The 21,626-nt window shown below is 64.9% G+C and carries 16 protein-coding genes and 9 pseudogenes; 23 read left to right on the top strand and 2 right to left on the bottom strand.

Annotated features, from left to right (window positions below; genetic code table 11):
- Positions 1–850, top strand: a pseudogene (locus ACFODQ_RS02400) (tripartite tricarboxylate transporter substrate binding protein); the annotation flags it as partial.
- Between the two features lie 74 nt (positions 851–924).
- A pseudogene (locus ACFODQ_RS02395) lies at positions 925–2,523 on the top strand (gamma-glutamyltransferase family protein).
- A gap of 276 nt (positions 2,524–2,799) precedes the next feature.
- Here ACFODQ_RS02395 and ACFODQ_RS02390 read toward each other — a convergent pair.
- Complete coding sequence (locus ACFODQ_RS02390) at positions 2,800–3,456, bottom strand: DMT family transporter (protein WP_377014830.1); 657 nt, start codon at positions 3,454–3,456, stop codon at positions 2,800–2,802.
- Between the two features lie 561 nt (positions 3,457–4,017).
- On the opposite strand from ACFODQ_RS02390, the pseudogene ACFODQ_RS02385 reads away from it, so the two are divergent.
- The 5 genes and pseudogenes from ACFODQ_RS02385 (at position 4,018) to ACFODQ_RS02365 (ending at position 8,226) form a co-directional block, all read left to right on the top strand.
- Positions 4,018–4,967 (top strand): annotated as a pseudogene (locus tag ACFODQ_RS02385) (siderophore ABC transporter substrate-binding protein).
- A gap of 123 nt (positions 4,968–5,090) precedes the next feature.
- A pseudogene (locus tag ACFODQ_RS02380) lies at positions 5,091–6,033 on the top strand (ABC transporter permease).
- A 1-nt stretch (position 6,034) separates the two neighbouring features.
- Positions 6,035–7,035: pseudogene (locus ACFODQ_RS02375) on the top strand (iron chelate uptake ABC transporter family permease subunit).
- Positions 7,036–7,050: 15 nt separating this feature from the next.
- The gene (locus tag ACFODQ_RS02370) at positions 7,051–7,806 is read left to right on the top strand and encodes an ABC transporter ATP-binding protein (protein WP_260718269.1); all 756 of its coding nucleotides are present in this window, start codon (positions 7,051–7,053) and stop codon (positions 7,804–7,806) included.
- 72 nt (positions 7,807–7,878) lie between these two features.
- Positions 7,879–8,226, top strand: coding sequence for an FHA domain-containing protein (locus tag ACFODQ_RS02365; RefSeq protein ID WP_116926303.1), 348 nt, complete (start codon positions 7,879–7,881; stop codon positions 8,224–8,226).
- Positions 8,227–8,262: 36 nt separating this feature from the next.
- Here the strand turns inward: ACFODQ_RS02365 and queA are convergent.
- A pseudogene (queA, locus tag ACFODQ_RS02360) lies at positions 8,263–9,370 on the bottom strand (tRNA preQ1(34) S-adenosylmethionine ribosyltransferase-isomerase QueA).
- A 231-nt stretch (positions 9,371–9,601) separates the two neighbouring features.
- Between queA and ACFODQ_RS02355 the strand changes: the two are divergent.
- The 16 genes and pseudogenes from ACFODQ_RS02355 to ACFODQ_RS02280 all read left to right on the top strand — a co-directional run.
- Positions 9,602–11,117: pseudogene (locus ACFODQ_RS02355) on the top strand (glycine betaine ABC transporter substrate-binding protein).
- A 187-nt stretch (positions 11,118–11,304) separates the two neighbouring features.
- A pseudogene (gene recG, locus ACFODQ_RS02350) lies at positions 11,305–13,422 on the top strand (ATP-dependent DNA helicase RecG).
- A 502-nt stretch (positions 13,423–13,924) separates the two neighbouring features.
- Positions 13,925–14,893 (top strand): LysR substrate-binding domain-containing protein, encoded by a 969-nt coding sequence (locus ACFODQ_RS02345; RefSeq protein ID WP_021028298.1) that lies wholly within the window; start codon positions 13,925–13,927, stop codon positions 14,891–14,893.
- A 193-nt stretch (positions 14,894–15,086) separates the two neighbouring features.
- Positions 15,087–15,887, top strand: a complete 801-nt coding sequence (locus ACFODQ_RS02340; protein WP_260718267.1) for a phosphatase PAP2 family protein — start codon at positions 15,087–15,089, stop codon at positions 15,885–15,887.
- 45 nt (positions 15,888–15,932) lie between these two features.
- Positions 15,933–16,815 (top strand): annotated as a pseudogene (gene ubiA / locus ACFODQ_RS02335) (4-hydroxybenzoate octaprenyltransferase).
- Between the two features lie 171 nt (positions 16,816–16,986).
- On the top strand, positions 16,987–17,316 hold the full coding sequence (locus tag ACFODQ_RS02330) for a hypothetical protein (protein ID WP_377014827.1): 330 nt from the start codon (positions 16,987–16,989) through the stop codon (positions 17,314–17,316).
- 45 nt (positions 17,317–17,361) lie between these two features.
- Entirely contained in the window at positions 17,362–18,231 is an 870-nt protein-coding gene (locus ACFODQ_RS02325) for a hypothetical protein (protein WP_377014825.1), read from the top strand.
- A 214-nt stretch (positions 18,232–18,445) separates the two neighbouring features.
- On the top strand, positions 18,446–18,814 hold the full coding sequence (locus ACFODQ_RS02320) for a hypothetical protein (RefSeq protein WP_377014836.1): 369 nt from the start codon (positions 18,446–18,448) through the stop codon (positions 18,812–18,814).
- Positions 18,718–18,978 carry a hypothetical protein gene (locus ACFODQ_RS02315; RefSeq protein ID WP_377014834.1) on the top strand — a complete coding sequence of 87 codons (261 nt, stop codon included), beginning with the start codon at positions 18,718–18,720 and terminating at the stop codon, positions 18,976–18,978. The genes ACFODQ_RS02320 and ACFODQ_RS02315 overlap by 97 nt, the downstream gene beginning before the upstream one ends.
- Entirely contained in the window at positions 18,957–19,334 is a 378-nt protein-coding gene (locus ACFODQ_RS02310; RefSeq protein ID WP_377014823.1) for a lamin tail domain-containing protein, read from the top strand. Before ACFODQ_RS02315 ends, ACFODQ_RS02310 begins: the two co-directional genes overlap by 22 nt.
- Before the next feature lie 42 nt (positions 19,335–19,376).
- The gene (locus ACFODQ_RS02305) at positions 19,377–19,682 is read left to right on the top strand and encodes a hypothetical protein (protein ID WP_377014821.1); all 306 of its coding nucleotides are present in this window, start codon (positions 19,377–19,379) and stop codon (positions 19,680–19,682) included.
- Complete coding sequence (locus ACFODQ_RS02300; protein ID WP_377014819.1) at positions 19,637–20,053, top strand: hypothetical protein; 417 nt, start codon at positions 19,637–19,639, stop codon at positions 20,051–20,053. The genes ACFODQ_RS02305 and ACFODQ_RS02300 overlap by 46 nt, the downstream gene beginning before the upstream one ends.
- Positions 20,050–20,472 carry a hypothetical protein gene (locus ACFODQ_RS02295; RefSeq protein WP_377014817.1) on the top strand — a complete coding sequence of 141 codons (423 nt, stop codon included), beginning with the start codon at positions 20,050–20,052 and terminating at the stop codon, positions 20,470–20,472. Before ACFODQ_RS02300 ends, ACFODQ_RS02295 begins: the two co-directional genes overlap by 4 nt.
- Positions 20,473–20,594: 122 nt before the next feature.
- Positions 20,595–20,774 carry a hypothetical protein gene (locus ACFODQ_RS02290; protein WP_377014815.1) on the top strand — a complete coding sequence of 60 codons (180 nt, stop codon included), beginning with the start codon at positions 20,595–20,597 and terminating at the stop codon, positions 20,772–20,774.
- A 4-nt stretch (positions 20,775–20,778) separates the two neighbouring features.
- Positions 20,779–21,411, top strand: a complete 633-nt coding sequence (locus ACFODQ_RS02285; protein WP_377014832.1) for an endonuclease/exonuclease/phosphatase family protein — start codon at positions 20,779–20,781, stop codon at positions 21,409–21,411.
- A partial coding sequence (locus tag ACFODQ_RS02280) for a hypothetical protein (protein WP_377014813.1) occupies positions 21,399–21,626 on the top strand: 228 nt, incomplete at its 3' end. The genes ACFODQ_RS02285 and ACFODQ_RS02280, both read left to right, overlap by 13 nt.

Genomic DNA, 21,626 nt, shown 5'->3' with positions numbered 1-21,626 from the left:
CGACCGATCTGGTGGCCCGCGTGGTGGCGCAAAAGGTGTCGCAGGAGCTGGGCCAGTCGCTGGTGATCGACAACCGCCCCGGCGCGGGGCGGCACCATCGGCACCGCCGAGGCCGCCAAGGCCAGCGCCGACGGCTACACCCTGCTGTTCACCACCAGCAGCACCCATGCGATCTCGCCGCATCTGATGCCCAAGCTGGCCTACCGCGCGGACAAGGACTTCACCCCGATTGCCCATGTGGCCGATGCCGCCAGCGTGCTGCTGGGACCAACTCGCTGCCGGTCAAGACCGTGCAGGAGCTGATCAGCTATGCCAAGGCCAACCCCGGCAAGCTGAACTACGCCACCAGCGGCAATGGCACCATCGTGCACCTGAACACCGCTGCCTTTGCAGCCCAGGCGGCATCACCCCTGACCCATGTGCCCTACAAGGGCACGGCCCAGTCGATCAGCGATCTGGCCACCGGCCAGGTGCATCTGCTGTTTGACTCCATCCCCACGGCATGCCCCATGTGGCCAGCGGCCGCCTGCGTGCGCTGGCGGTGACCAGCGCCGAGCGCACCCAGCTCGCGCCCCAGCTGCCCACGGTGGCCGAATCGGGCCTGCCCGGCTATTCGTCGGTGACCTGGTTTGGCGTCTATGCGCCGGCAGGCCTCAAGCCCGAGCTGACCGCCAAGATCAATGCCGCCTTCAACAAGGCCATGCAAAATCCCGAGGTGGTGGCCAGCCTGGCCAAGCTGGGCGCCGATGTGGCCAAGCCTGGTACGCCTGCGCAGTTTGCGGATCTGGTCAAGGCCGACAGCGCCCGCTGGGCCAAGGTGATCCAGGACAACCACATCACGCTCGAATAAGCCTTGCCACCTCAAGACCGGGGCGGCGGTTGCTGCCCCGGCTGCCATCTCGTTTGCATTCAGAAAGACAAGACATGACCACCGTGAAAGACTGGGCCCAGCCCTATGCCTCGCAGCGCTCGCCCATCCTGGCCGTAATGTGGTGAGCACCTCGCAACCGCTGGCCGCGCAAGCGGGCCTGCGCATGCTGCAAGCGGGCGGCAATGCGGTGGATGCGGCGCTGGCCGCGGCGATGACCTTGACGGTGGTGGAGCCCACGGGTTGCGGCATTGGCAGCGATGCCTTCGCGATTGTCTGGGACGGCCAGGAGCTGCATGCCTGAACGCCTCGGCCGCGCGCCAGCGGGCTGGACGCCGGAGTACTTTGACAAGCTCGGCGGTATCCCTGAAAAAGGCTGGAATGCCGTCACCGTGCCCGGCGTGGTCTCGGGCTGGGTGGAGCTGTCCAGGCGCTTTGGCAAGCTGCCTTTTGCGCAGGTGGCACAACCGGCGATCGACTATGCGCGCCACGGCTTTGCGGTGTCGCCGACGATGCCAAGCTCTGGGCGCTGGGCCTGGCCAAGCTGGCGACCAGCCCGGTTTCAAGGAAATGCTTTGCGCCGGGCGGCCAGGCACCGCAGGCGGGCAGCTGGTTCCAAAGCGAGGCGCATGCCCGCACCCTGGAAGAGATTGCCGAGACCCTGGGCGAATCCTTTTACCGGGGTGCGCTGGCGCAAAAGATGGCGGCCCACAGCCAGGCCAACGGCGGCGTGATGACAGCCGAGGACCTGGCCGCCCACCGCTGCGACTGGGTGGGCACGGTGGCCCAGCCCTTTGGCGACTCGGTGGTGCATGAGATCCCGCCCAATGGCCAGGGCATTGCCGCGCTGATTGCGCTGGGCCTGCTCGATGCCATTGGCATTGGCGACCAGCCGCTGGACAGCGCCGAGACCGTGCACCTGCAGATCGAGGCAATGAAGCTGGCGCTGGCCGACCTGGCCCAGTACAACGCCGATATCGACCATATGCGCGTCCACCCCCAGCAAGACCTGCTGAACCCCGGCTACCTGGCAGAACGCGCCCAACTGATCGACCGCAGCAAGGCCAGCGTTGCCCGCTATGGCGCGCCCAAGCCGGGCGGCACCGTCTACCTGACGGCCTGCGACGAGAGCGGCATGATGGTGTCCTTCATCCAGTCCAACTACATGGGTTTTGGCTCGGGCGTGGTCGTGCCGGGCACGGGCATCAGCCTGCAAAACCGGGGGGCGGGCTTTAACCACCGAGGCGGGCCACGCCAACCAGGTGGCGCCGGGCAAGCGCCCCTCGCACACCATCATCCCCGCCTTTGCGATGCATGCCGATGGCTCGCCGCAGATGGCCTTTGGCGTGATGGGCGGCCCGATGCAAAGCCAGGGCCATGTGCAGATGGCTGTGCGCGTGCTGCGCTATGGCCAGAACCCGCAAGCCGCTGCAGACGCACCGCGCTGGCGCGTGACCGGTGGCAACCAGGTCTCCGTCGAGCTGGGCTTTGACCCACAGGTGATTGCCGCGCTGCGTGCGCTGGGCCATGAGGTGACCATCGAAGAAGGCCATGGCGTGTTCGCCTTTGGCGGTGCGCAGCTGATTGTGCGCGAGGGCGGGCACTATGCGGCCGGCTCCGATCCGCGCAAGGACGGCCAGGCGGTCGCCTACTGACGCGCAAGCGGAACCAACACACCCAGGGCGCCACCGAACAGGTTTCGGTGGCGCTTTTTTTCGTCTCTATGTGGCTGCGGGCATTAACGTGATTCGCGCACCGACAGCCAGGCGCTGAGCGCGCCGCCCAGCGCAATCGCGACCATGCCCAGCACCGCCCAGTGGTCGGGGATATGGCCGTACAGCAGCCAGCCTGAGAACACGGCAAAGGGATCTGGCTGTAGAGAAAGGGCGAGATCGTGGCCGGCTTGGCATGCTCATAGGCCTTGAGCAGCATCAGGTGGCCAATGGTGCTGCCCACACCCATGGCCAGCGCCGCCAGCCACAGGGCGTGGTGGTCGGCATCTGCCAGAACCAGGGCATGCTGGCGCTGGTCAGCACCAGCGCCAGCAAGCTGGTGTAGATCTGGGTGGTGACGGGGCGCTCTCTGCCTGCCATCTGGCTGCTGACGATCTGGTAGGCGGTGTTGGCTGCCAGCTGCAGCGCCGGCCAGATAAGTGCGCCGCCGCTGAAATTGGCGCTGCCCGGGCGGATGATGACCACCGTGCCCAGAAAGCCCATGGCCACCAGCACCCAGCGCAGCGGGCTGACGGGCTGCTTGAGCCAGAGCGCTGCCACCAGCGTCATCGCCAGTGGCGTCATCGCGACTACGGCCGTGAACTCAGCCAGCGGCAGGTAGCGCAGGCTCATCATTGCGCAGGCATTGCTGCTGCAAAACAGCGCAGCGCGCGCAATCTGAAAGCGCGGGTGCGTGGTGTGGAACACGCTGCGGCCATACTGGTAGACACCCCAGCCGACGGTGAACACCGATTGCAGCATGTAGCGCAGCCACAGCGCCATCAACAGCGGCAGCAGCGCGCCCGCGTATTTGGAGCCGGTATCGAGCAGGCAGAAACAGGCGCAGGCCAGCACCGTGAGCACAATGCCGGTCAAAGCCGAGCCTTCACCAGGGCGGCGCGGGGGCGGGGTGTGGGTTGTTTCGGGCAGGCGGGCGGCGCTGTCCGCGGCAAGGGCATGGGGGCTTATCAGGCCTTTGCCGGGTGGGGCAGAGGCAGTGGCAGGGGCTGTCGGGGGAGTCACGCGGGCAGGGGCACCATGCGGCGGCCGGTCTCCTGCGGAGTCGAAGGGCTGGCTTGGTGTGGCTCCATTGTAGAAAGCGGATGTCCGCTGGGGGCCCCGGCGTGGCGCTGTGGCTGCAGTTTTGCGCCCCACTGTCCGATCAGGGACAGTCCGGCGGCTGCTGGATCGTTCTGCGGGTTTGTACCCGCCTTGAACCGAGGGGAACAAAACAGCGTGTTACCATTCAAATGAGAACGATTCGCAAATGTGTCAGTTGTGTAAAGCCTCCGGCGCAGCAGCTTGGCAGGCATCAGGCGATATCTCCATTCCATCAACCGCTGGGGCTCAGCGTGCGGGCGCAAGAAAAACAGTAGCGATACGGTCTTGGGTCGGGTGCATGCAGGGGCTGCCGGCTTTCCAACCAAAGGATGTTCCATGTCGCGCTCCGCTCGCTCTACCGTCAACCGCCGCCAGTCGCTGCTGCAACTGGGTGCCTTGGTGACCCTGCCCTGGGCGGCAGGCGCCGCACTGGCGCAGCAGACCCTGACGGTGCAGCAAGCGGGCGGCCCGGTGCAGATCCCGGTCAAGCCCAAGACCATCCTGGTGTTTGACCTGGCCGCGCTCGACTGCCTGCGCGCACTGGGCGCCGAGGTCAAGGGCGTACCCGAAGTCGTGAAGTTCCCGCCGGTGCTGGAGCAATACGCCAGCAAGGACTACACCCGCATCGGCAGCCTGTTCGAGCCCAACTACGAGGTGGTCAAGGGCCTCAAGCCCGATGTGATCGTCGCCGGTGGCCGCTCGGCCGCCAAGGTGGCCGAGCTGGCCAAGATTGCGCCGACGTTGGACCTGACGGTGGACAACACCCAGCCGGTGGCCAGCGCTTTCAAGCATTTGAAGATCCTGGGCGAGATGGTCGGCAACGAAGCCCAGCCCAGACCTTGATGGCCGCGATGCAGGCCGATATCGACAAGCTCAAGGGCCTGACGGCCAACAAGGGCGCCGGCCTGATGGTGATGACCAATGGCGGCAAGCTCAGCGCCTATGGCCCGGGCTCGCGCTTTGGCATGCTGCACGATGTCTATGGCATTCCCGCCGCCAACAAGGACATCAAGGTGGCTGGCCATGGCCAGGCGATCTCGTTCGAGTTCATCCTCAAGACCAACCCGGACTGGCTGTTTGTGCTGGACCGCGATGCCGCCATTGGCCGCGAAGGCGCATCGGCCGCCAAGCTGCTGGACAACCCCCTGGTCAACGCCACCAAGGCGGCCAAGAAAAAGCAGATCGTCTACCTGAACTCGGCCAACTGGTACCTGCTGGGCAATGCCAGCCCCGGCTCGTTGCATGACGATGTGACGCAGCTGATCAACGCGTTCTCCAAGGCCTGATTGGCGTGCTGAGCCAGCCCCCGTTGCGAGCCACAGCATGACGACCTTGACCGACCAAGCGCCACGCGGCGGGCGCAGCCCTGCGCTGCGTGCGCTGGCCTTTGCACTGCCGCCGTCGCGGCTCTGGCCTTGCTGGCCTTTGTCAGCCTGCTGGTGGGCGTCAGCGATGTGTCGGTGACGACCTTGCTGCGCCTGTTCTCCCACAACGACGATGACCTGGCCACCCAGGTGCTGGTGGCCAGCCGCGTGCCCCGCACGCTGGCACTGCTGCTGGCCGCAGCGCGATGGCGGTGGCCGGCCTGCTGATGCAGATGCTGGCGCGCAACCACTATGTCGAGCCTACGACCATGGGCACGGCCGAATCGGCCGGTATGGGCATGCTGATCGGCATCCTGTGGTGGCCCGATATGCCGGTGTTCGGCAAGATGGGTCTGGCGGCGGTGTTTGCACTGGCGGGTACGGCCTGTTCCTGGCGGTGCTCAGCCGCATACGGCTGCGCTCGGCGCTGATCGTGCCGTTGGTGGGCCTCGTGCTGTCGGGCGTGATCGAATCGGCCACCACTTTTATCGCCTACCGCTTTGACCTGATGCAGGCGGCGCGCTCCTGGATGACGGCTGATTTCTCGGCCATTGTGCAGGGCCGCTACGAGATGCTCTGGCTGTCGCTGGGCATCACGGCGCTGGCGATGCTGGCGGCAGACCGCTTCACGGTGGCCGGCATGGGGCAGGACTTCGCCACCAACCTTGGGCTCAACTACAAGCGCCTGGTGGCCCAGGGCGTGTTGGTGGTGGCGGTTGTCACCGCGTCGGTGATCGTCACTGTCGGCATCATTCCCTTTGTCGGCCTGATCGTGCCCAACCTGGTGCGCCTGGTGGTGGGCGACAACGTGCGCAAATCCGTGCTCTGGGTCGCCTGGGCGGGGGCCTTGATGGCGCTGGCCTGCGACCTGATCGGGCGCGTGGTCATCGCCCCGTACGAGATACCGATCGGCACCGTGATGGGGGTGCTGGGCAGTGCGATGTTCCTGGCGCTGCTGCTGTCGCGCCGCAAGCGCATGGGAGGCTGAGATGAACAGCTTGTCTACCTCGCCTGCCGTGGCGGCACCTGCATCTGTCTCGTGGCTGGGCACGCCGGCGCGGCGTCTGTGGCTGCTGCTGGCCTTGGCGCTGCTCGCCAGCCTGTACTTCATGACCAGCCAGGTGCAGGCCGAGTGGAGCTTTGTGCTGCCCCTGCGCGGCAAGAAGCTGGCAACCATGTGGACGGTGGCCTTTGCCATCGGCGTCTCCACCGTGCTGTTCCAGACGGTGACCAACAACCGCATCCTGACGCCGGCGGTGATGGGCTTTGACGCGCTGTTCCAGCTGATCCAGTCGGTGCTGGCCTTTACGTTGGGCGCAGCGGCCATGCAGATTCCGGAGCTCTCGCGCTTTGGCATGAATGTGGGGCTGATGGTGCTGCTGTCGACGAGCCTGTTTGTCTGGCTGTTCCGGGGCCAGGCCAGCAACCTGCATTTGCTGCTGCTGGTGGGCATTGTCGCGGGTATCTTTTTTCGCAGCCTCAACAACTTTGTCTGGCGCGTGATGGACCCCAATGAGTTCACCGTGCTGCAAGACCGCTTGTTTGCGAACTTCAACACGGTCTCGCTTCCCTTGCTGCTGCTGTCGCTGCGGCGATTGCACTGGTGGGCATCTGGGTCTGGCGCCAGCGCCACATGCTCGACGTGCTGGCGCTGGGGCGCGAGGTGGCCGTCAACCTGGGCGTGAACTACCAGCGCGCGGTGATGGGCGTCTTGGTAGTGGTGGCCATTTTGGTGTCCATCTCGACCGCGCTGGTCGGGCCGGTGACCTTTTTTGGCCTGCTGGTGAGCAACATGGCCTACCAGCTGATGCACAGCCACCAGCACCGCTACACCTTGGCCGGCTCGGTGCTGCTGGGCGGCTTGTTGCTGGTGGGCGGGCAGATGGTGCTCGAGCGCCTGTTTGGCTTCAACACCTCGCTGTCCATCGTGGTGGAGTTCCTGGGCGGACTGACCTTTATCTATCTTTTAGTGCGCAAGGCCAAGAGCTGAGCGCAGCGACCAGCCATGATTGAAACCGACAAGCTGCGCAAGACCCATGGCACCACGACGGTGCTGCATGACCTGAGCCTGCGCATTCCCCAAGGGCGGCTGACGGCCATCATCGGGCCCAATGGCGCGGGCAAATCGACGGCACTGTCGCTCATCAGCCGGCTGATGCCGATGACCTCGGGCACGGTGCGCATCGAGGGCCAAGACATCACGACCACCGCCAGCGATGCGCTGGCGCGGGTGATGGCGATCTTGCGCCAGGACAACCAAAGCGCGCTGCGCCTGACGGTGCGTGACCTGGTGGCCTTTGGCCGCTTTCCGCATTCCAAGGGCCGGCTGACCGAAGAGGACCGCGTGCATGTGGATGCGGCGCTGAACTACTTGAAGCTCCAGCCGCTGGCAGAGCGCTTTCTCGACGAGCTCTCGGGGGGCCAGCGCCAGCGCGCCTATATCGCCATGGTGCTGTGCCAGAACACGCGCTACATTCTGTTTGACGAGCCGCTCAACAACCTGGACATGGCCCATGCCGTGGGCATGATGAAGCTGCTGCGCCAGGCGGTGCAGGATGCCGGTAAGACCGTGGTGGTCGTGCTGCACGACATCAACTTTGCCGCCAGCTATGCCGACCACATCATCGCGATGAAGGGCGGTGCGCTGTACTGCGAAGGCCCGCCCGAGCTGGTCGTGCGCGACGAAGTGCTCAGCGACCTCTATGAAATCCCCGTGCAGGTGCATGAGGTGGGTGGCCGGCGCTTTTGCGACTATTTCTGAATTGCGCCTTGGTTTGGTAGATTGGCGGCGGCGCATGCCACCTTGCAACGGCAACCACAGAAGGCACCTGCGATGGCAAAAGATATTCTGGTCAAGGACAAGAAGCGACTGAGCCTGCACACCTGGAGCGTGGAGGAGGGCTTCTCGACCATTGGCCGCGACCCCGGCAGCCGCTTTATGCTGGACCACCCCAGTGTGAGCCGCAGTCACGGCGCGTTTTTTCTGCGCGAACGCGCCGGCGTGCTGACCATCGAGGACCATGGCAGTACCAACGGCACCTTGGTCAACGGCGTGCCGGTCAAACGCAAGATTCTCTTCGCCGGCGATGTGGTGCAGATCGGCGATTTCCAGCTCTATATCCTGCAGGGATCGGCCGCGCAGGGGCAGCCCGGGCCTGCGCTGGGCAGTGGCCGGGCTTGAGTCGGCCTGGGCCCGGCTGGAGCCTGGCCGTGGGCGTCAGAACGCAGCAGGCGGCTGCTCGGTGGCCGCGTCGGCCGCGGCCGGCTCCTTTTGGCGCTGCAGCAGCATCGAGTCACCATAGCTGAAGAAGCGGTACTGCTGCGCAATCGCGTGCTGTACAGGCCCATGATGTGCTCGTAGCCGGCAAAGGCGCTGACCAGCATCATCAGGCTGCTCTTGGGCAGGTGGAAGTTGGTGACCAGCATGTCGACCACGCGGAACGGGAAGCCGGGCGTGATGAAGATATTGGTGTCGTCCGAGAGCTGGCCGGTGCGGGCCCAGGACTCCAGGGTGCGCACCGTGGTGGTGCCTACCGCGATGACCCGGCCACCGCGCAGGCGGCAACGCTCCAGCGCCGCCAGGGTGGGCAGTGGAATGTTGTACCACTCGCTGTGCATCTGGTGGTCTTTGAGGTTCTCGGTCTTGACCGGCTGGAAAGTGCCTGCGCCCACATGCAAGGTGACGCTGGCGCGCTCCACGCCCTTGGCCTCCAGGGCAGCCAGCACCTTCTCGTCAAAGTGCAGCGCGGCGGTGGGGCGGCCACGGCGCCGGGGTTCTTGGCAAACACGGTCTGGTAGCGCTGCTCGTCCTCGGCCTGGTTGGGATCCTGGCCGGTCTGCTGCTCGCGCTCTATATAAGGGGGCAGGGGGATGTGGCCGTGCTGCTGCATCAGCTCCCAGGGCGATTCGCCGTTGGGGCCGCTCAGGCGCAGGCGAAACAGTGCGCCCATCTCGTTGGGCCAGCGGCCCAGCAAGGTGGCGTCAAAGCCGCCGGCCTTCTTGCCGCCCATCATGTGCAGCACGCCGCCCACGGCCGGCTTTTTGCTGACCTTCATGTGCGCGACGACTTCGTTGTCCTGCAGCACGCGCTCGATCAGCAGCTCGATCTTGCCGCCGCTGGACTTCTCGCCAAAGATGCGCGCCTTGATCACCTCGGTGTCGTTGAAGACCAACAGATCACCGGCCTGCAGCAGATTGGGCAGCTCGTGGAAGCGGCGGTCCACCAGGCCGGGCTCGCGCGCATCCAGCAGGCGGGAGCCGCTGCGCTCGGCAGCCGGGTGTTGGGCAATCAGTGCTTCGGGTAGCTCGAAATCGAAATCGCTCAGTTGAAAAGTGCGGCGGACACCGAGAAGGCAGTCATCGTTGGCTCATGCAGGCGGAACACACCCGCAGCTCACAGGGATCAAAACAAGGGGGCGATTGTGCCACTGTGGCAGAGGCGCAGCAGGCTGCGCGGGCTTGGGGCCGTTGGTGGTGGCCTCCTACGTGGCTGGGCGATGCGCTTGCTATAGTGGCCCGATGCAACGTCTTTGCCACTTGATGACCTTAGCGCTGGTCTGGGTTCTGGGCATCCTCGCGGCACCGGCTGCCGGGCCGCGCAGGAGGAGAGCCTGCGCGTGGGCTCCAAGCGTTTTACCGAATCCTATGTGCTGGCCGAGATCATGGCCCAGCAGGCCCAGGCCGCTGGCGTCCAGACCCAGGTACGCCAGGGCCTGGGCAATACTGCCATCGTCTACGAGGCGCTGCGCTCCGGCCAGATCGATGTCTATGCCGAGTACAGCGGCACCATTGCGCTGGAGATTGCCAAGCATGCAAGGGTAGCGACCTGGCGTCGCTGAACGAAGCGCTGGCGCCGCTGGGCCTGGCGGTGGGTGTGCCCTTGGGCTTTAACGACGGCAATGCGCTGGCGATGCGCCGCAAGCAGGCCGAGGAGCTGGGCATCCGAAGCTTGAGCGACCTGGCGCGCCACAGTCAGCTGCGCTATGGCCTGTCCAACGAATTCATTGGCCGGGTGACGGCTGGCCGGGCCTGGCCCAGCGCTACCGCCTGCAGGCCAAGCCCCAGGGGCTGGACCATGGCCTCGCTTATGAGGCCATCACGCAGCAGCACATCGATGTGATGGATATCTACACCACCGATGCCAAGATCGACCATTTGGGCCTCTTGGTGCTGGAGGACGACCTGGCGTACTTTCCGCGCTATGACGCGCTGCTGCTCTACCGCCAGGAGCTGCCCCAGCAAAAGCCGGTGGCCTGGGCCGCGCTGCAAAAAGCTGCAGGGCCGGATCAGCGAAGAGGCGATGATCGGCATGAATGCCCAGGCGGAGCTGCAGGGCCAGGGCTTCGCCGAGATTGCCAAGCAGTTTCTGGCAGGTGGGGCGCCGCAAGCGGCTGGCGCTACCTCGGCCGATGCCAAAGCCGCTGGCCAGCCCAGTTTTGCTGCGCGGCTGTGGACGCGTCTGGTGGCCCCCGATCTGTGGCGGTTGACGGCGCAGCATCTGGCGCTGGTGCTCATTTCGGTAGGGTGGCGGCGCTGATGGCGGTGCCCGCCGGCATTGTGCTGTTTCCGCATGCACGCTCGCGCGCGTTGGCGCTGGGCGCGGCTGGGGTGCTGCAGACAATTCCGTCGCTGGCGCTGCTGGCGGTGTTGATTGCCTGGTTTGGCGTGATCGGGCGGCTGCCGGCGCTGGTGGCACTGACGGCTTATTCGATCTTGCCGATTTTGAGCAACACCTGCGCGGGCTTGGCGGAGGTATCGCCGGGTTTGCGCAGCGCGGGCTCGGCCCTGGGCATGACACGGCCGCAGCGCATGCGCTGGGTGGAGCTGCCGATTGCAATGCCCACGGTGGTGGCGGGTATCCGCACCGCCTGCGCGATCGGCATTGGCACGGCCACGATTGCGGCTTTCATTGGCGCCGGCGGCCTGGGCGAGCGCATTGTGACCGGTCTGGCCTTGAACGACAGCGCGTTGATGATGGCTGGCGCCTTGCCCGCTGCGGCGCTGGCGCTGCTGTCTGAGCTGGTGTTCGAGCTCTGGGAGCGCTATCTGCGGCGCCGTCGCGTGCGGCGCTGATGCTGCGGGCGGCCTGCAGAGGCACTGTCTTTTTAACCAGTCGTGCGGCAAAGCATGCCAGAATGCAGCATTGCTGAAACTGCCTCCATGTCCGCTGCCACGCCCGCCAAACTCCGCTGATGATGCCGCGCCCGCCAAGGGGCGTAAGCCTGGCCGGCCGCGCAAGGTAACGGGCGCGACGCCTGAGGTGGCGCCTGCAGCCAGCGCCGCCAAGAGTCCTGCCAAGAACCCGGCCCAGCAAGCGCTGACCAAGTTGGGGCTGACGCGCGACATCGATCTGGCCCTGCACCTGCCGCTGCGCTACGAGGACGAGACGCGCATCATTGCGCTGCGCAATGCGCGTGACGGCGAGGTCGCGCAGATCGAGGCGACGGTGGTGTCGGCCGATGTGCAGCTGCGCCCGCGCAGGCAGTTGGTGGTTCGGGTGGAGGACGCCCATGGCGACCCCTGCGAACTGCGCTTTTTCAGCTTCTACCCCTCGCACCAAAAGACCATGGCCGTGGGCAATACCTTGCGCATCCGTGGCGAGGTCAAGGGGGGCTTTTGGGGCCGGCAAATGCTGCATCCGGCCTTTCGCCTGGCCGGTGGCGAGCTGCCTCAGTCGCTGACGCCCGTCTATCCCACCACGGCAGGCTGCCCCAGCCCTATCTGCGCCGCGCGGTGATCAGCGGCGTGCAGCGCGCCGACCTGAGCGAGACCCTGCCGCCCGGTGTGGACCTGCCCTACGCCCGCTACCAGGGTGAGGGCGGCCTGGGCCGGGCCTACACCTTGCGCGAGGCGCTACAGTTTTTGCACCACCCCACGCCCGATGTGGCGCTGGCAACGCTGGAGGACCATGCCACCCGGCCTGGCAGCGCCTCAAGGCCGAAGAGCTGCTGGCCCAGCAGCTGTCGCAGCTGACGGCCAAGCGCGAGCGCGACCGCCTGCGCGCACCGGCGCTGGCGGCGCAGCGCATGGCTGATGGCAGCCTGAACCTGCATGAGCAGTTTCTGGCCGTGCTGCCCTTTGCGCTGACCGGGGCGCAGCGCCGGGTCTGCGAGGAAATCGCCCGCGACCTGGGGTGCAACATACCGATGCACCGCTTGCTGCAAGGCGATGTGGGCTCGGGCAAGACCATTGTGGCGGCGCTGTCGGCGGTGATCGCCATCGATGCGGGCTGGCAGTGCGCGCTGATGGCGCCCACCGAAATCCTGGCCGAGCAGCATTTTGCCAAGCTGGTGGGCTGGCTCGAGCCCCTGCTCGCGCCGCGCGGCCTCAAGGTGGCCTGGCTGGCCGGTGCGCAAAAGAAAAAACAGCGCACCGAGATGCTGGCCCTGGTCGAGAGCGGCGAGGCCGCGCTGGTGGTGGGCACGCATGCCGTCATCCAGGACCAGGTGCAGTTCCAAAAGCTGGGGCTGGCCGTCATCGACGAGCAGCACCGCTTTGGTGTGGCCCAGCGCCTGGCGCTGCGGCAAAAGCTGCTGTCCACCGGCATGGAGCCGCATATGCTGATGATGAGCGCCACGCCCATCCCGCGCACCTTGGCGATGAGCTATTACGCCGACCTGGATGTCTCCACCATCGATGAGCTGCCCCGGGCCGCACGCCGGTGGTCACCAAGCTGATCAGCGACAGCCGGCGCGATGAGGTGGTCTCGCGCATTGCCGACCAGATTGCCCAGGGGCGCCAGGTCTACTGGTCTGCCCCTTGATCGAGGAGAGCGAGGCGCTGGACCTGTCCAATGCCACTGCGACCCATACCGACCTGAGCGAGGCGCTGCCCGGGGTCATGGTGGGTCTGTTGCATTCGCGCATGCCGACCGCCGAGAAAAAAGCCGTCATGGCTTTGTTCAGCGAAGGCGTGATGGGCGTGCTGGTATCCACCACGGTGATTGAGGTGGGCGTCGATGTGCCCAATGCCAGCCTGATGGTGATCGAACATGCCGAGCGTTTTGGCCTGAGCCAGCTGCACCAGCTGCGCGGGCGGGTGGGGCGAGGCGCTGCCGCATCGGCCTGTGTGCTGCTGTACGCGGTGGGGGACAACGGCAAACTGGGCGAAACGGCCAAAGAGCGCCTGCGGGCGATGGCCGAAACCTCGGATGGTTTCGAGATTGCCCGGCGCGATCTGGAAATCCGGGGGCCGGGCGAGTTTCTGGGCGCACGCCAGTCAGGCGCCCCGTTGCTGCGTTTTGCCGATCTGGAGGCCGACAAGCATTTGTTGAATGGGCGCGGGAGCTGGCGCCGCATATGCTGGACCGCTGGCCGGATCTGGCGGCCAGCCATGTGCTGCGCTGGTTAGGCGGCAGGCCGAGTACCTCAAAGCTTGAAAACGGGTACATAGCTACCAGTTACGCTGCATGGCAGCATTGCAAACAAGATTCAAAAGTTGCAAAAAAACGACGAAATTTAGGTAAATATTGATTGATTCGTGCTATGAGTGCTGCGCAAAATGATGATGGTGTTGCGTGAATAGAGGATGTTAAACGTATCCTGTAACTGGATTTATGGCGTATCTCGGCGTCAAAAACCGCAAATATGTCTTATGAAACAGGGAGGTAGCGAAGCAAGTAGGTGCATGACTATGTAGCATTATGTAAATGCCGGCATCCATATTTACCTACGTGAGCGGTGAGCAAGCGCTTGCATTTGACGCATAATAGATTAATGCTATTTTGTTGTCGCTCATTGGTACCCATGGTGCTCTGGAAAAGAGTACAACTCATAGCTTGCGGTTCTGATGAAACACAGTGTGGCACTTTGTCCTCTTGGCGCTCTAGCCAGGCGGTGCACAGGCCATGCACAATACGCGATTCGCACTAAAAACTGAACATGACACTTACAGAGCTCAAATATATTGTTGCTGTCGCCCGTGAAAGGCATTTCGGCCGCGCCGCTGATGCCTGCTACGTGTCGCAACCTACCTTGTCTGTCGCCATCAAAAAGCTGGAGGAAGAACTCGAGGTCAAGCTGTTTGAACGCAGTGCCTCGGAAGTGTCGGTCACCAGTCTGGGTGACCAGATCGTGCGCCAGGCGCAAATCGTGCTGGACCAGGCTGCCGCGATCAAGGAAATTGCCAAGCGCGGCAAGGACCCGCTCGCCGGTGTGCTGACCCTGGGTGTGATCTATACCATCGGCCCCTATCTGCTGCCCGAGCTGGTGCGCCAGTCGATCGAGCGCACGCCGCAGATGCCGTTGATGATCAACGAGAACATGACCGCCAAGCTGCTGGAAATGCTGCGTACCGGTGAGATCGACTGCGCCATCGTGGCCGAGCCCTTCCCCGATACCGGTCTGGCCATGGCACCGCTGTATGACGAGCCCTTCTTTGCGGCCGTGCCCAGCGTGCACCCGCTGGCTACGCGTGACAGCATCTCGGCCAGTGAGCTGAAGAACGAAACCATGCTGCTGTTGGGCGCTGGTCACTGCTTCCGTGACCATGTGCTCGAAGTCTGCCCCGAGTTCGCGCGCTACTCCAGCAACACCGAAGGCATCCGCCGCACCTTTGAAGGCTCGTCGCTCGAGACCATCAAGCACATGGTGGCTGCCGGCATGGGTGTGACCTTGGTGCCGCGTCTGTCGGTGCCCAAGGATGCGCTGGAAAAGGGTGTGCGCCGCCGCAAATCGGACGAGACCCATATCCGCTACATTCCGCTGACCGACGAGATCAACGACGAAGCACCCAAGCGCCGCGTAGTGCTGGTGTGGCGCCGCAGCTTCACCCGCTACGAAGCCATTGCCGCGCTGCGCAATGCGATCTTTGCCTGCAACCTGCCAGGCGTGACCATGCTGCAAGCCTAAACCGCGCTGCACGGTTTCTTTTGGACCCCATGCATGGCATGCCTGCATGGGGTTTTGTATTTTCTGGGGTGTTTTGAACGTGTTGTCTGTGTTGTTGCCGCTTCGGTGGCTATCGTTGTTGGCGGCTGGCCGAGGCCTGTGTCGCCAGGGGCTGTGCTTGGTCGCGCTGGGGCTTTTCGGTGCTGAGCATGCGGTGGCCCAGAGCCGGGAGCTGGCTGGGGGATCGCGCATCTTCTTTCAGGCCTTGGCCATGCTGGATGCCTGGATGCCGGTGCTGCTCGCCGCCTGGTTGCTGGCAGGGGCGCTGGTTTGGCGCTGGCTGCCGCGCAGGCAGGCCGCCGTGCTGTATGCCGCCAAGCGGCCAGTGGCGATGCCGCTGGGCGTGGCAGCGGGCTGCCTGCTGGTGTTTGCGATGCTCGCCTGGGTGGTGGTCTACCCGGAGCATGCCGGCCATGCCCGTTTGATGGCGGCCGATGCGGGGGCCCAGCAATGGGCGCAAGACCATGTCTCGGCGCCCATGCGGGAGCTGCTGCATGTGCTGACCGCTGCGGGCGATGTGCGCTGGCTGGCGGTCATGGTGCTGCTGGTGGCGGGCTGGTTGGCGCTGGGCGCGCAGTGGCAGGCCTTGTGGGCCTGGGTGTTTTTCATCGGCCTCAATGGCCTGGCGGTGCGCCTGCTGAAAAACCTGCTGGACCGCGCCCGCCCCGAGGTGCTCCATGAGATGCTGACATCGGGCGCCAGTTTTCCCAGTGGCCACACCTCGGGCGCTGTGGTGGTCTATGGCCTGCTATGGCTGGCGCTGCGCGGCCGCCTCTCGCCGACGGCGAGCCGGGCCTTGGCCTGGGGCTGCGCTCTGCTGGTCGCCACTATTGCGCTCAGCCGCATCCTGCTGCAGGCGCACTTTGCCAGCGATGTGCTCGCTGGCGCGCTGCTGGGCCTGGCCTGGTGCGCGCTGGCGGCCCTGGTGCTGGGGCGGGGCGAGCGCCAAAATTGACAAGACAGGGCACAGGGTAGACCTGTGACGCTATGCTTGCCCCCTATGTCTGCTGCTGCCCATCCCTCCACCTCGCTGTCTGAGCGCTTTGCGCTGTACCTGGATCTGATCCGCTTCAACCGCCCTGCCGGCTGGCTGGTGCTGGTCTGGCCCACCTTGGTGGCGCTGTGGGCCGCGTCGGGAGGCTTTCGGGCTGGCATCTGGTGCTGGTGTTTGTGCTGGGCACTTTTCTGATGCGCAGCGCCGGCTGCTGCATCAATGACATTGCCGACCGCAAGTTCGACCGCCATGTCAAACGCACGGCGCAGCGCCCCATTACCACCGGCAAGATTTCGGTGTTCGAGGCGGCGATGGTCGGCCTGGTGTTGACCCTGCTGTCGCTCGCGTTGGTGTTGACCACGCGCTGGGAAGCGGTGGCCTGGTCGGTGCCTGCGGTGCTGTTCACCATCCTCTACCCCTTTACCAAGCGTTTTTTTTGCCATGCCCCAGGCTTTCTTGGGCATTGCCTTCAACTTTGGCGTGCTGATTGCGTTTGCCGCTGTGCAAGGCCAGGTGCCGTTGATGGCCTGGCTCATGTGGCTGGCCAATATGTGCATGGTGCTGGCCTATGACACCGAGTACGCGATGGTCGACCGCGACGACGATCTGAAAATTGGCATGAAGACCTCGCCATCACCTTGGGCCGTTTTGATGTCGCCGCCATCATGGCTTTCTTTGTGGTCTGCCTGGGCCTGACGGTGCTGGCGCTGGCACCCTTGCAGCTGGCCTGCCCTGGTGGCTGGGCGTGGCTGTAGCCGCCGCGCAGATGCTGTGGCACTACAGCCTGATCCGCCAGCGCACGCGCGAAGGCTGTTTTACCGCCTTCAGCAAAAGCCACTGGATCGGTGTGAGCCTGTTTGCTGGCGTGGCGCTTGCCTTTGCACTGTGACCTGGTTGTGACCGGGTGGTGACAAGGGCGGCGATGACGGTTTTTGGGAACGCTTACAGTTTCTGACACGGAGCTTTCATCGCCAGCGGCGACAAAGAGAGGTTGTTTGCCACTTCCTCCTTAGCTGCCATGTTTGCTCTTCGCTCCATTTCCTCTGCATGCCGCGCCAGCGTGCGTGCATCCCAAGGCCTGTCGCTGGCCGCTGCCTTGCTGCTGGCTGCCAGTGTGCTGCCCGCTTCTGCCCAGACCACGCTTGCCGCTGGCGAAGTGGCGGTGGTCGGTTTTGCGTCGGATACGCCCGATGCCGTCAGCCTGGTGCTGCTGCGCACACATCGAAGCGGGCACCGAGATCCGTGTGACCGACAACGGCTGGACCAATGCCGGCGCGTTTCGCAGCGGCGAGGGTGTGCTGGTGTGGCAAGCGACGGAGGACTGCCTGCGGGCACCATCGTCAAGAATCGGCGCCGCAGATACCAAGACCCCCACGGCCAACTACGGTAGCGTTACCGCCACGGGCAGCTTCAACTGGCCGCTGGTGGTGACAGCGTGCTGGTCTACCAGGGCTCTGAGGCCACCCCACGGTTCCTGTATGCGCTCAACAATGTGACCGCTGGCACCTGGGACAGCAACGCCAGCAACTCCAATACCTCGGCCTTGCCACCTGGCTTGGTCAATGGCGGCACGGCCATTGCGCTGGTCAAGCAAAACAATTTTGCGTATGACGGCGCCAAGGGCGTCACCGAAGGCACGGCCGCAGAGCTGCTGTCGGCCATCAGCACCGCTGCCAACTGGACGGGCAACGGCACGGCGCCCACGGCGATGACCGTGGTGGATCCGGATGCCGGCGAGACCGCGACCTTCACCCCGCTGCCCACGACCACGGCCGGCAGCTCGGACGCCTCCGCCGGCATTGCACTCGACGCCAGCTACATGGTGGTGGGTGACGACGAAGGCAATGTGCTGCGCGTCTACCCCCGTGGTGGCGGTGTGGCGATCAAGGAATGGGAATTTGGCAGCTTGCTGGGGCTGACCAAGGAGTTGGACCTGGAGGCCGGCACGCGCATCGGCAACACGCTGTATTTCACCGGCTCGCACAGCAACAAGTCCGATGGCAGCGAGGCGGACAACCGCGAGCACCTGTTTGCGGTGGATGTGTCGGGCACCGGCGCCAACACGGAATTTACCTTCAAGGGTTCGTACGGTGGTCTGGAGATGCAGCTGACCACCTGGGACCGCACCAATGCCCATGGCAAGGCGCCAACTACTACGGCTTTGTGGCCTCGTCGGCTGACAAGGTGCCACCCGAGTCGGCTGCAGGTTTCTCGATCGAAGGCATGGCGGCCACCGCTGACGGCCAGCTGCTGCTGGGCTTCCGCGCGCCGCTGGCCAGCGCCCAGCTACGCAACCGCGCGCTGATCATCCCGGTCACCAACCCGGCAGCCATGGTGGCGGGCACTGCGCCTGTGCTGGGCGCACCCATCGAGCTGAACCTGGGCGGGCGCGGCATTCGCGACATGCAGCGTACCGATGACGGCAAGTTCCTGATCCTGGCCGGCCCTCCGGGCAAGGCCGATCCGGCTGTCAACACCAACTTTGCATTCTTTGTCTGGATGGCCCGGGCACCAGCGACGTGCAGCAACTGGACAACGTACTGGACAACCTGCTGCGCACCACCGGTGGCAGCTTTGAGACCCTGGTCAGCCCCACCAGCACCGCACAAGGCACCACCGTGCAGCTGCTGCAGGACAATGGCGACACCATCTGGCCGGGCAAGGGCTCAGTCTCCAAGGACTGCCTTTTGCAGACCAGCAGTTCCAGGGCAATACCGTCAAGCTCGGCGGCCCCGTCGCTGCCGACACCACCGCCCCCGTGCTGCAAAGCACCAGCCCCCTGCAAAACGCCGTGGAAGTGGGCAAGACGGCCGTGGTGCGCTTGCAGTTCAGCGAAACGGTGCAGCGCGGCAGCGGCAGCCTCTCGCTGCTGGAAGACGGTGCCGTGATCGCTACCGTGCCGATGACCGATGCGCAAGTGGCCATCAATGGCAGCGCGCTGAGCTTTACGCGCAGCGGCGGCTACCAGCCGGGCAAGCGCTACAGCCTGGTGCTGCCCGCCGGGCGGTGCAGGATATGGCCGGCAACGCCTTGGCCGCGGAGCAGACGCTGAGCTTTACCGTCAGCAGCGCGGTGGCAGCCACGGCCAAGGTGCTGATCTCCGAGGTCAACTCCAATGCCGACGGCGGCGATTTTTTTGAGCTGTTCAACTACGGCACCAGCCCCGTGGATCTGAGCGGCTGGGGCTGGACTGACAGCAGCGGCGCGGTGCCCAGCGCCTTCCCCGCCGGCACCAGCTTGGCAGCGGGCGCACGTCTGGTGGTGCTCAATGAGACCACACCCGATGCCTTCCGTACCGCCTGGGGCTTGCAGGCCAGCACACCCGTCATCCTGGTCGCCGGACAAGGCCTGGGCAAGGGCGATGCCGTCTTGTGTACGACGCCAATGGCTACGTGGCGGCCGCCATGAACTACGGCAGCAAGGCGCTGACCGGCGACCGATGGCTCGACCGTGGCTCCTGCGAAGAACCCCAGCGGCACAGCCGTTTCCACCAGCGACCACGCCGGTGCGGCGGTGCGCAATGCGGGCACCACGGTCGGCAATGGTGTGTCGGCGGTATGGGATGGCAAGTCCACGTCCGAGCCGCGCTATACCGCTGCTGCGGTCGGCGTGCTCGACGGCTTTGCCCAGCCCTCGACGCCTGCCAATATCGGCTCGCCCGGTTTTGGCGCAGAACCTGGCACCGGTGGCCACCCACCCCGATCTCTGCGGTGCAGGGCGCAGGTGATGCCTCGCCCCTGGTGGGCCAGAGCGTGACGGTGCGCGGCATTGTGACCGCGTACCTGCCTGACCTCAGTGGCTTCTATATCCAGTCGCTGCCCGAAGACGACGACAACAATGTCGCCACCTCCGAGGCGGTGTTTGTCTACTACGGCAGCACGCCAATTGCCGGTCTGGGCGCCGACAGCGTGGGCCAGGCCGTGCAACTGACCGCCACGGTCAGCGAGTACAAGGGCCTGACCCAGCTGGGCGGCAGCATCCTGAACTTCAGCGTGCTCAATGGCGGCGCCAAGCAGGCGCTGCCTGCGCTGGTGGAGCTGAGCCTGCCCATGCCCGCCTATGCCAACTGGGAGCGCTACGAAGGCATGCGCGTGCGCATCACCGCAGCACCGGCCCACTGGTCGTGACGGACAACTACTACCTGGGCCGCTATGGCATGGTCACGCTGAGTGACAAGGAAAAGCTGGTGCAGTACACCGAGCTGAATGCGCCCGACATCAATGGCAACAAGGCCTATCTGGAGACGGTCAAGCGCAGCCAGATCATTCTGGACGATGGCAGCACCAAGCAAAACCCGGCCACCGTGCTGGGCCGCAATGGCCAGGACCTGAGCGCCAGCAACAGCTTGCGTGCGGGAGACAGCACGCCAGCGATTGAAGGCATTCTGGACCACTTCATCGATACGGCTGCGGGCGAGCACCAGACCAGCTACCGGTGCAGCCGCTGCAAAAGCCGGTCTTCAGCGGTGCCGCGCGCCCCACGGTGGCCGACCTGCAGCAAGCGGTGGGCAGCCCGACGGTCAAGATCGCTTCGGCCAACGTGCTGAATTTCTTCAGCACCCTGGGCACGGCTAAATTTACCAACCCCTACGGCGATTCGCTCGAAGGCCGGGGTGCGGACAATGCGAGGAACTGACGCGCCAGACCGACAAGATCGTCAGCAATCTGCTTGGGGCTGGATGCCGACGTCTACGGCCTGATGGAAATCCAGAACAACGGCTTTGAGACCACCAGCGCCTTGGCTGCGCTGACCCGGGCCCTCAACGCCCAGCATGGCAGCGATGTCTATGACTACGTGAAGGGCCCTTCCATGCCGGTGGCGGCAAAACGGCAGTCGCTGCAGGCATGATGCGATCACTGTCGCGGTCATCTACCGCAAGGACCGTGTGACCCCCGTGGGTGTGCCGGCCGTGCCCGATGAGGCGCAGTACGATGCCTTCAACGCCACCTATGGCAACCGCGTGCCCCTGGCCCAGACCTTCGAGAAGACGCTCGCTGGCGGCGGCAAGGACCAGTTCACCGTGGTGGTCAACCACTTGAAGTCCAAGGGCAGTGTCAACGATCCCGACATCGGCGACGGCCAGGGCGCCAACAACCAGTCGCGCAAGCGTGCCGTCGAGCAGCTGCAAGCCTGGCTGCAAGGCAACCCGACGCAAGCGGGCAATGGCAAGAATGTGCTGATGGGTGACTTCAACGCCTATGCCAAGGAAGACCCGATCTCCTTCCTGGAAGGCCATGGCTACCAGAAGCTGGGCGCGGGGCAGTACTCGTACAGCTTCCAGACGCTGTGGGGCTCGCTCGACCATGTGCTGGTCAGCTCGGCGCTCTCCAGCCAGGTGGGAAATGTGGTCAAGTGGCAGATCAATGCGGAAGAGCCGCCGGTCATCGACTACAACACCAACTTCAAGAGCGCCGCGCAAGTCACCTCGTTCTACGCGGCCGATGCCTACGCTCCAGCGACCACAACCCGATCGTGCTGGGCCTGAACCTGGAAGGCACGCCCGTCGAACCCGAGCCGGAGCAGAACTTTGAGGTCGAGCTGCCCGCTGCTGGCGGTGGCGGCAGCGCTGCGGTGCAGTGGACCAGCGCGGACGCCTGCCGCCTGGCGCAAGCGCCGGTCGCTGTTTCGGCTGCCTCGCTGGGCGCCTTGCCCCAAGGCCTGAGCGTTCCCTACGGCGCCCTGCAGTGGACGGCCACGGGC

This window comes from Comamonas sp. JC664 (assembly GCF_042647185.1).
The sequence above is the reverse complement of the archived record's forward strand: the minus strand, read 5'-3'. Positions and strand labels throughout refer to the sequence as shown.

Excerpts from the sequence above, each read along its gene's own strand:
- ACFODQ_RS02365 (WP_116926303.1), top strand. The coding sequence starts at position 7,879 with ATGGCAAAAGATATTCTGGTCAAGGACAAGAAGCGACTGAGCCTGCAC.
- ACFODQ_RS02345 (WP_021028298.1), top strand. The coding sequence starts at position 13,925 with ATGACACTTACAGAGCTCAAATATATTGTTGCTGTCGCCCGTGAAAGG.
- ACFODQ_RS02370 (WP_260718269.1), top strand. The coding sequence starts at position 7,051 with ATGATTGAAACCGACAAGCTGCGCAAGACCCATGGCACCACGACGGTG.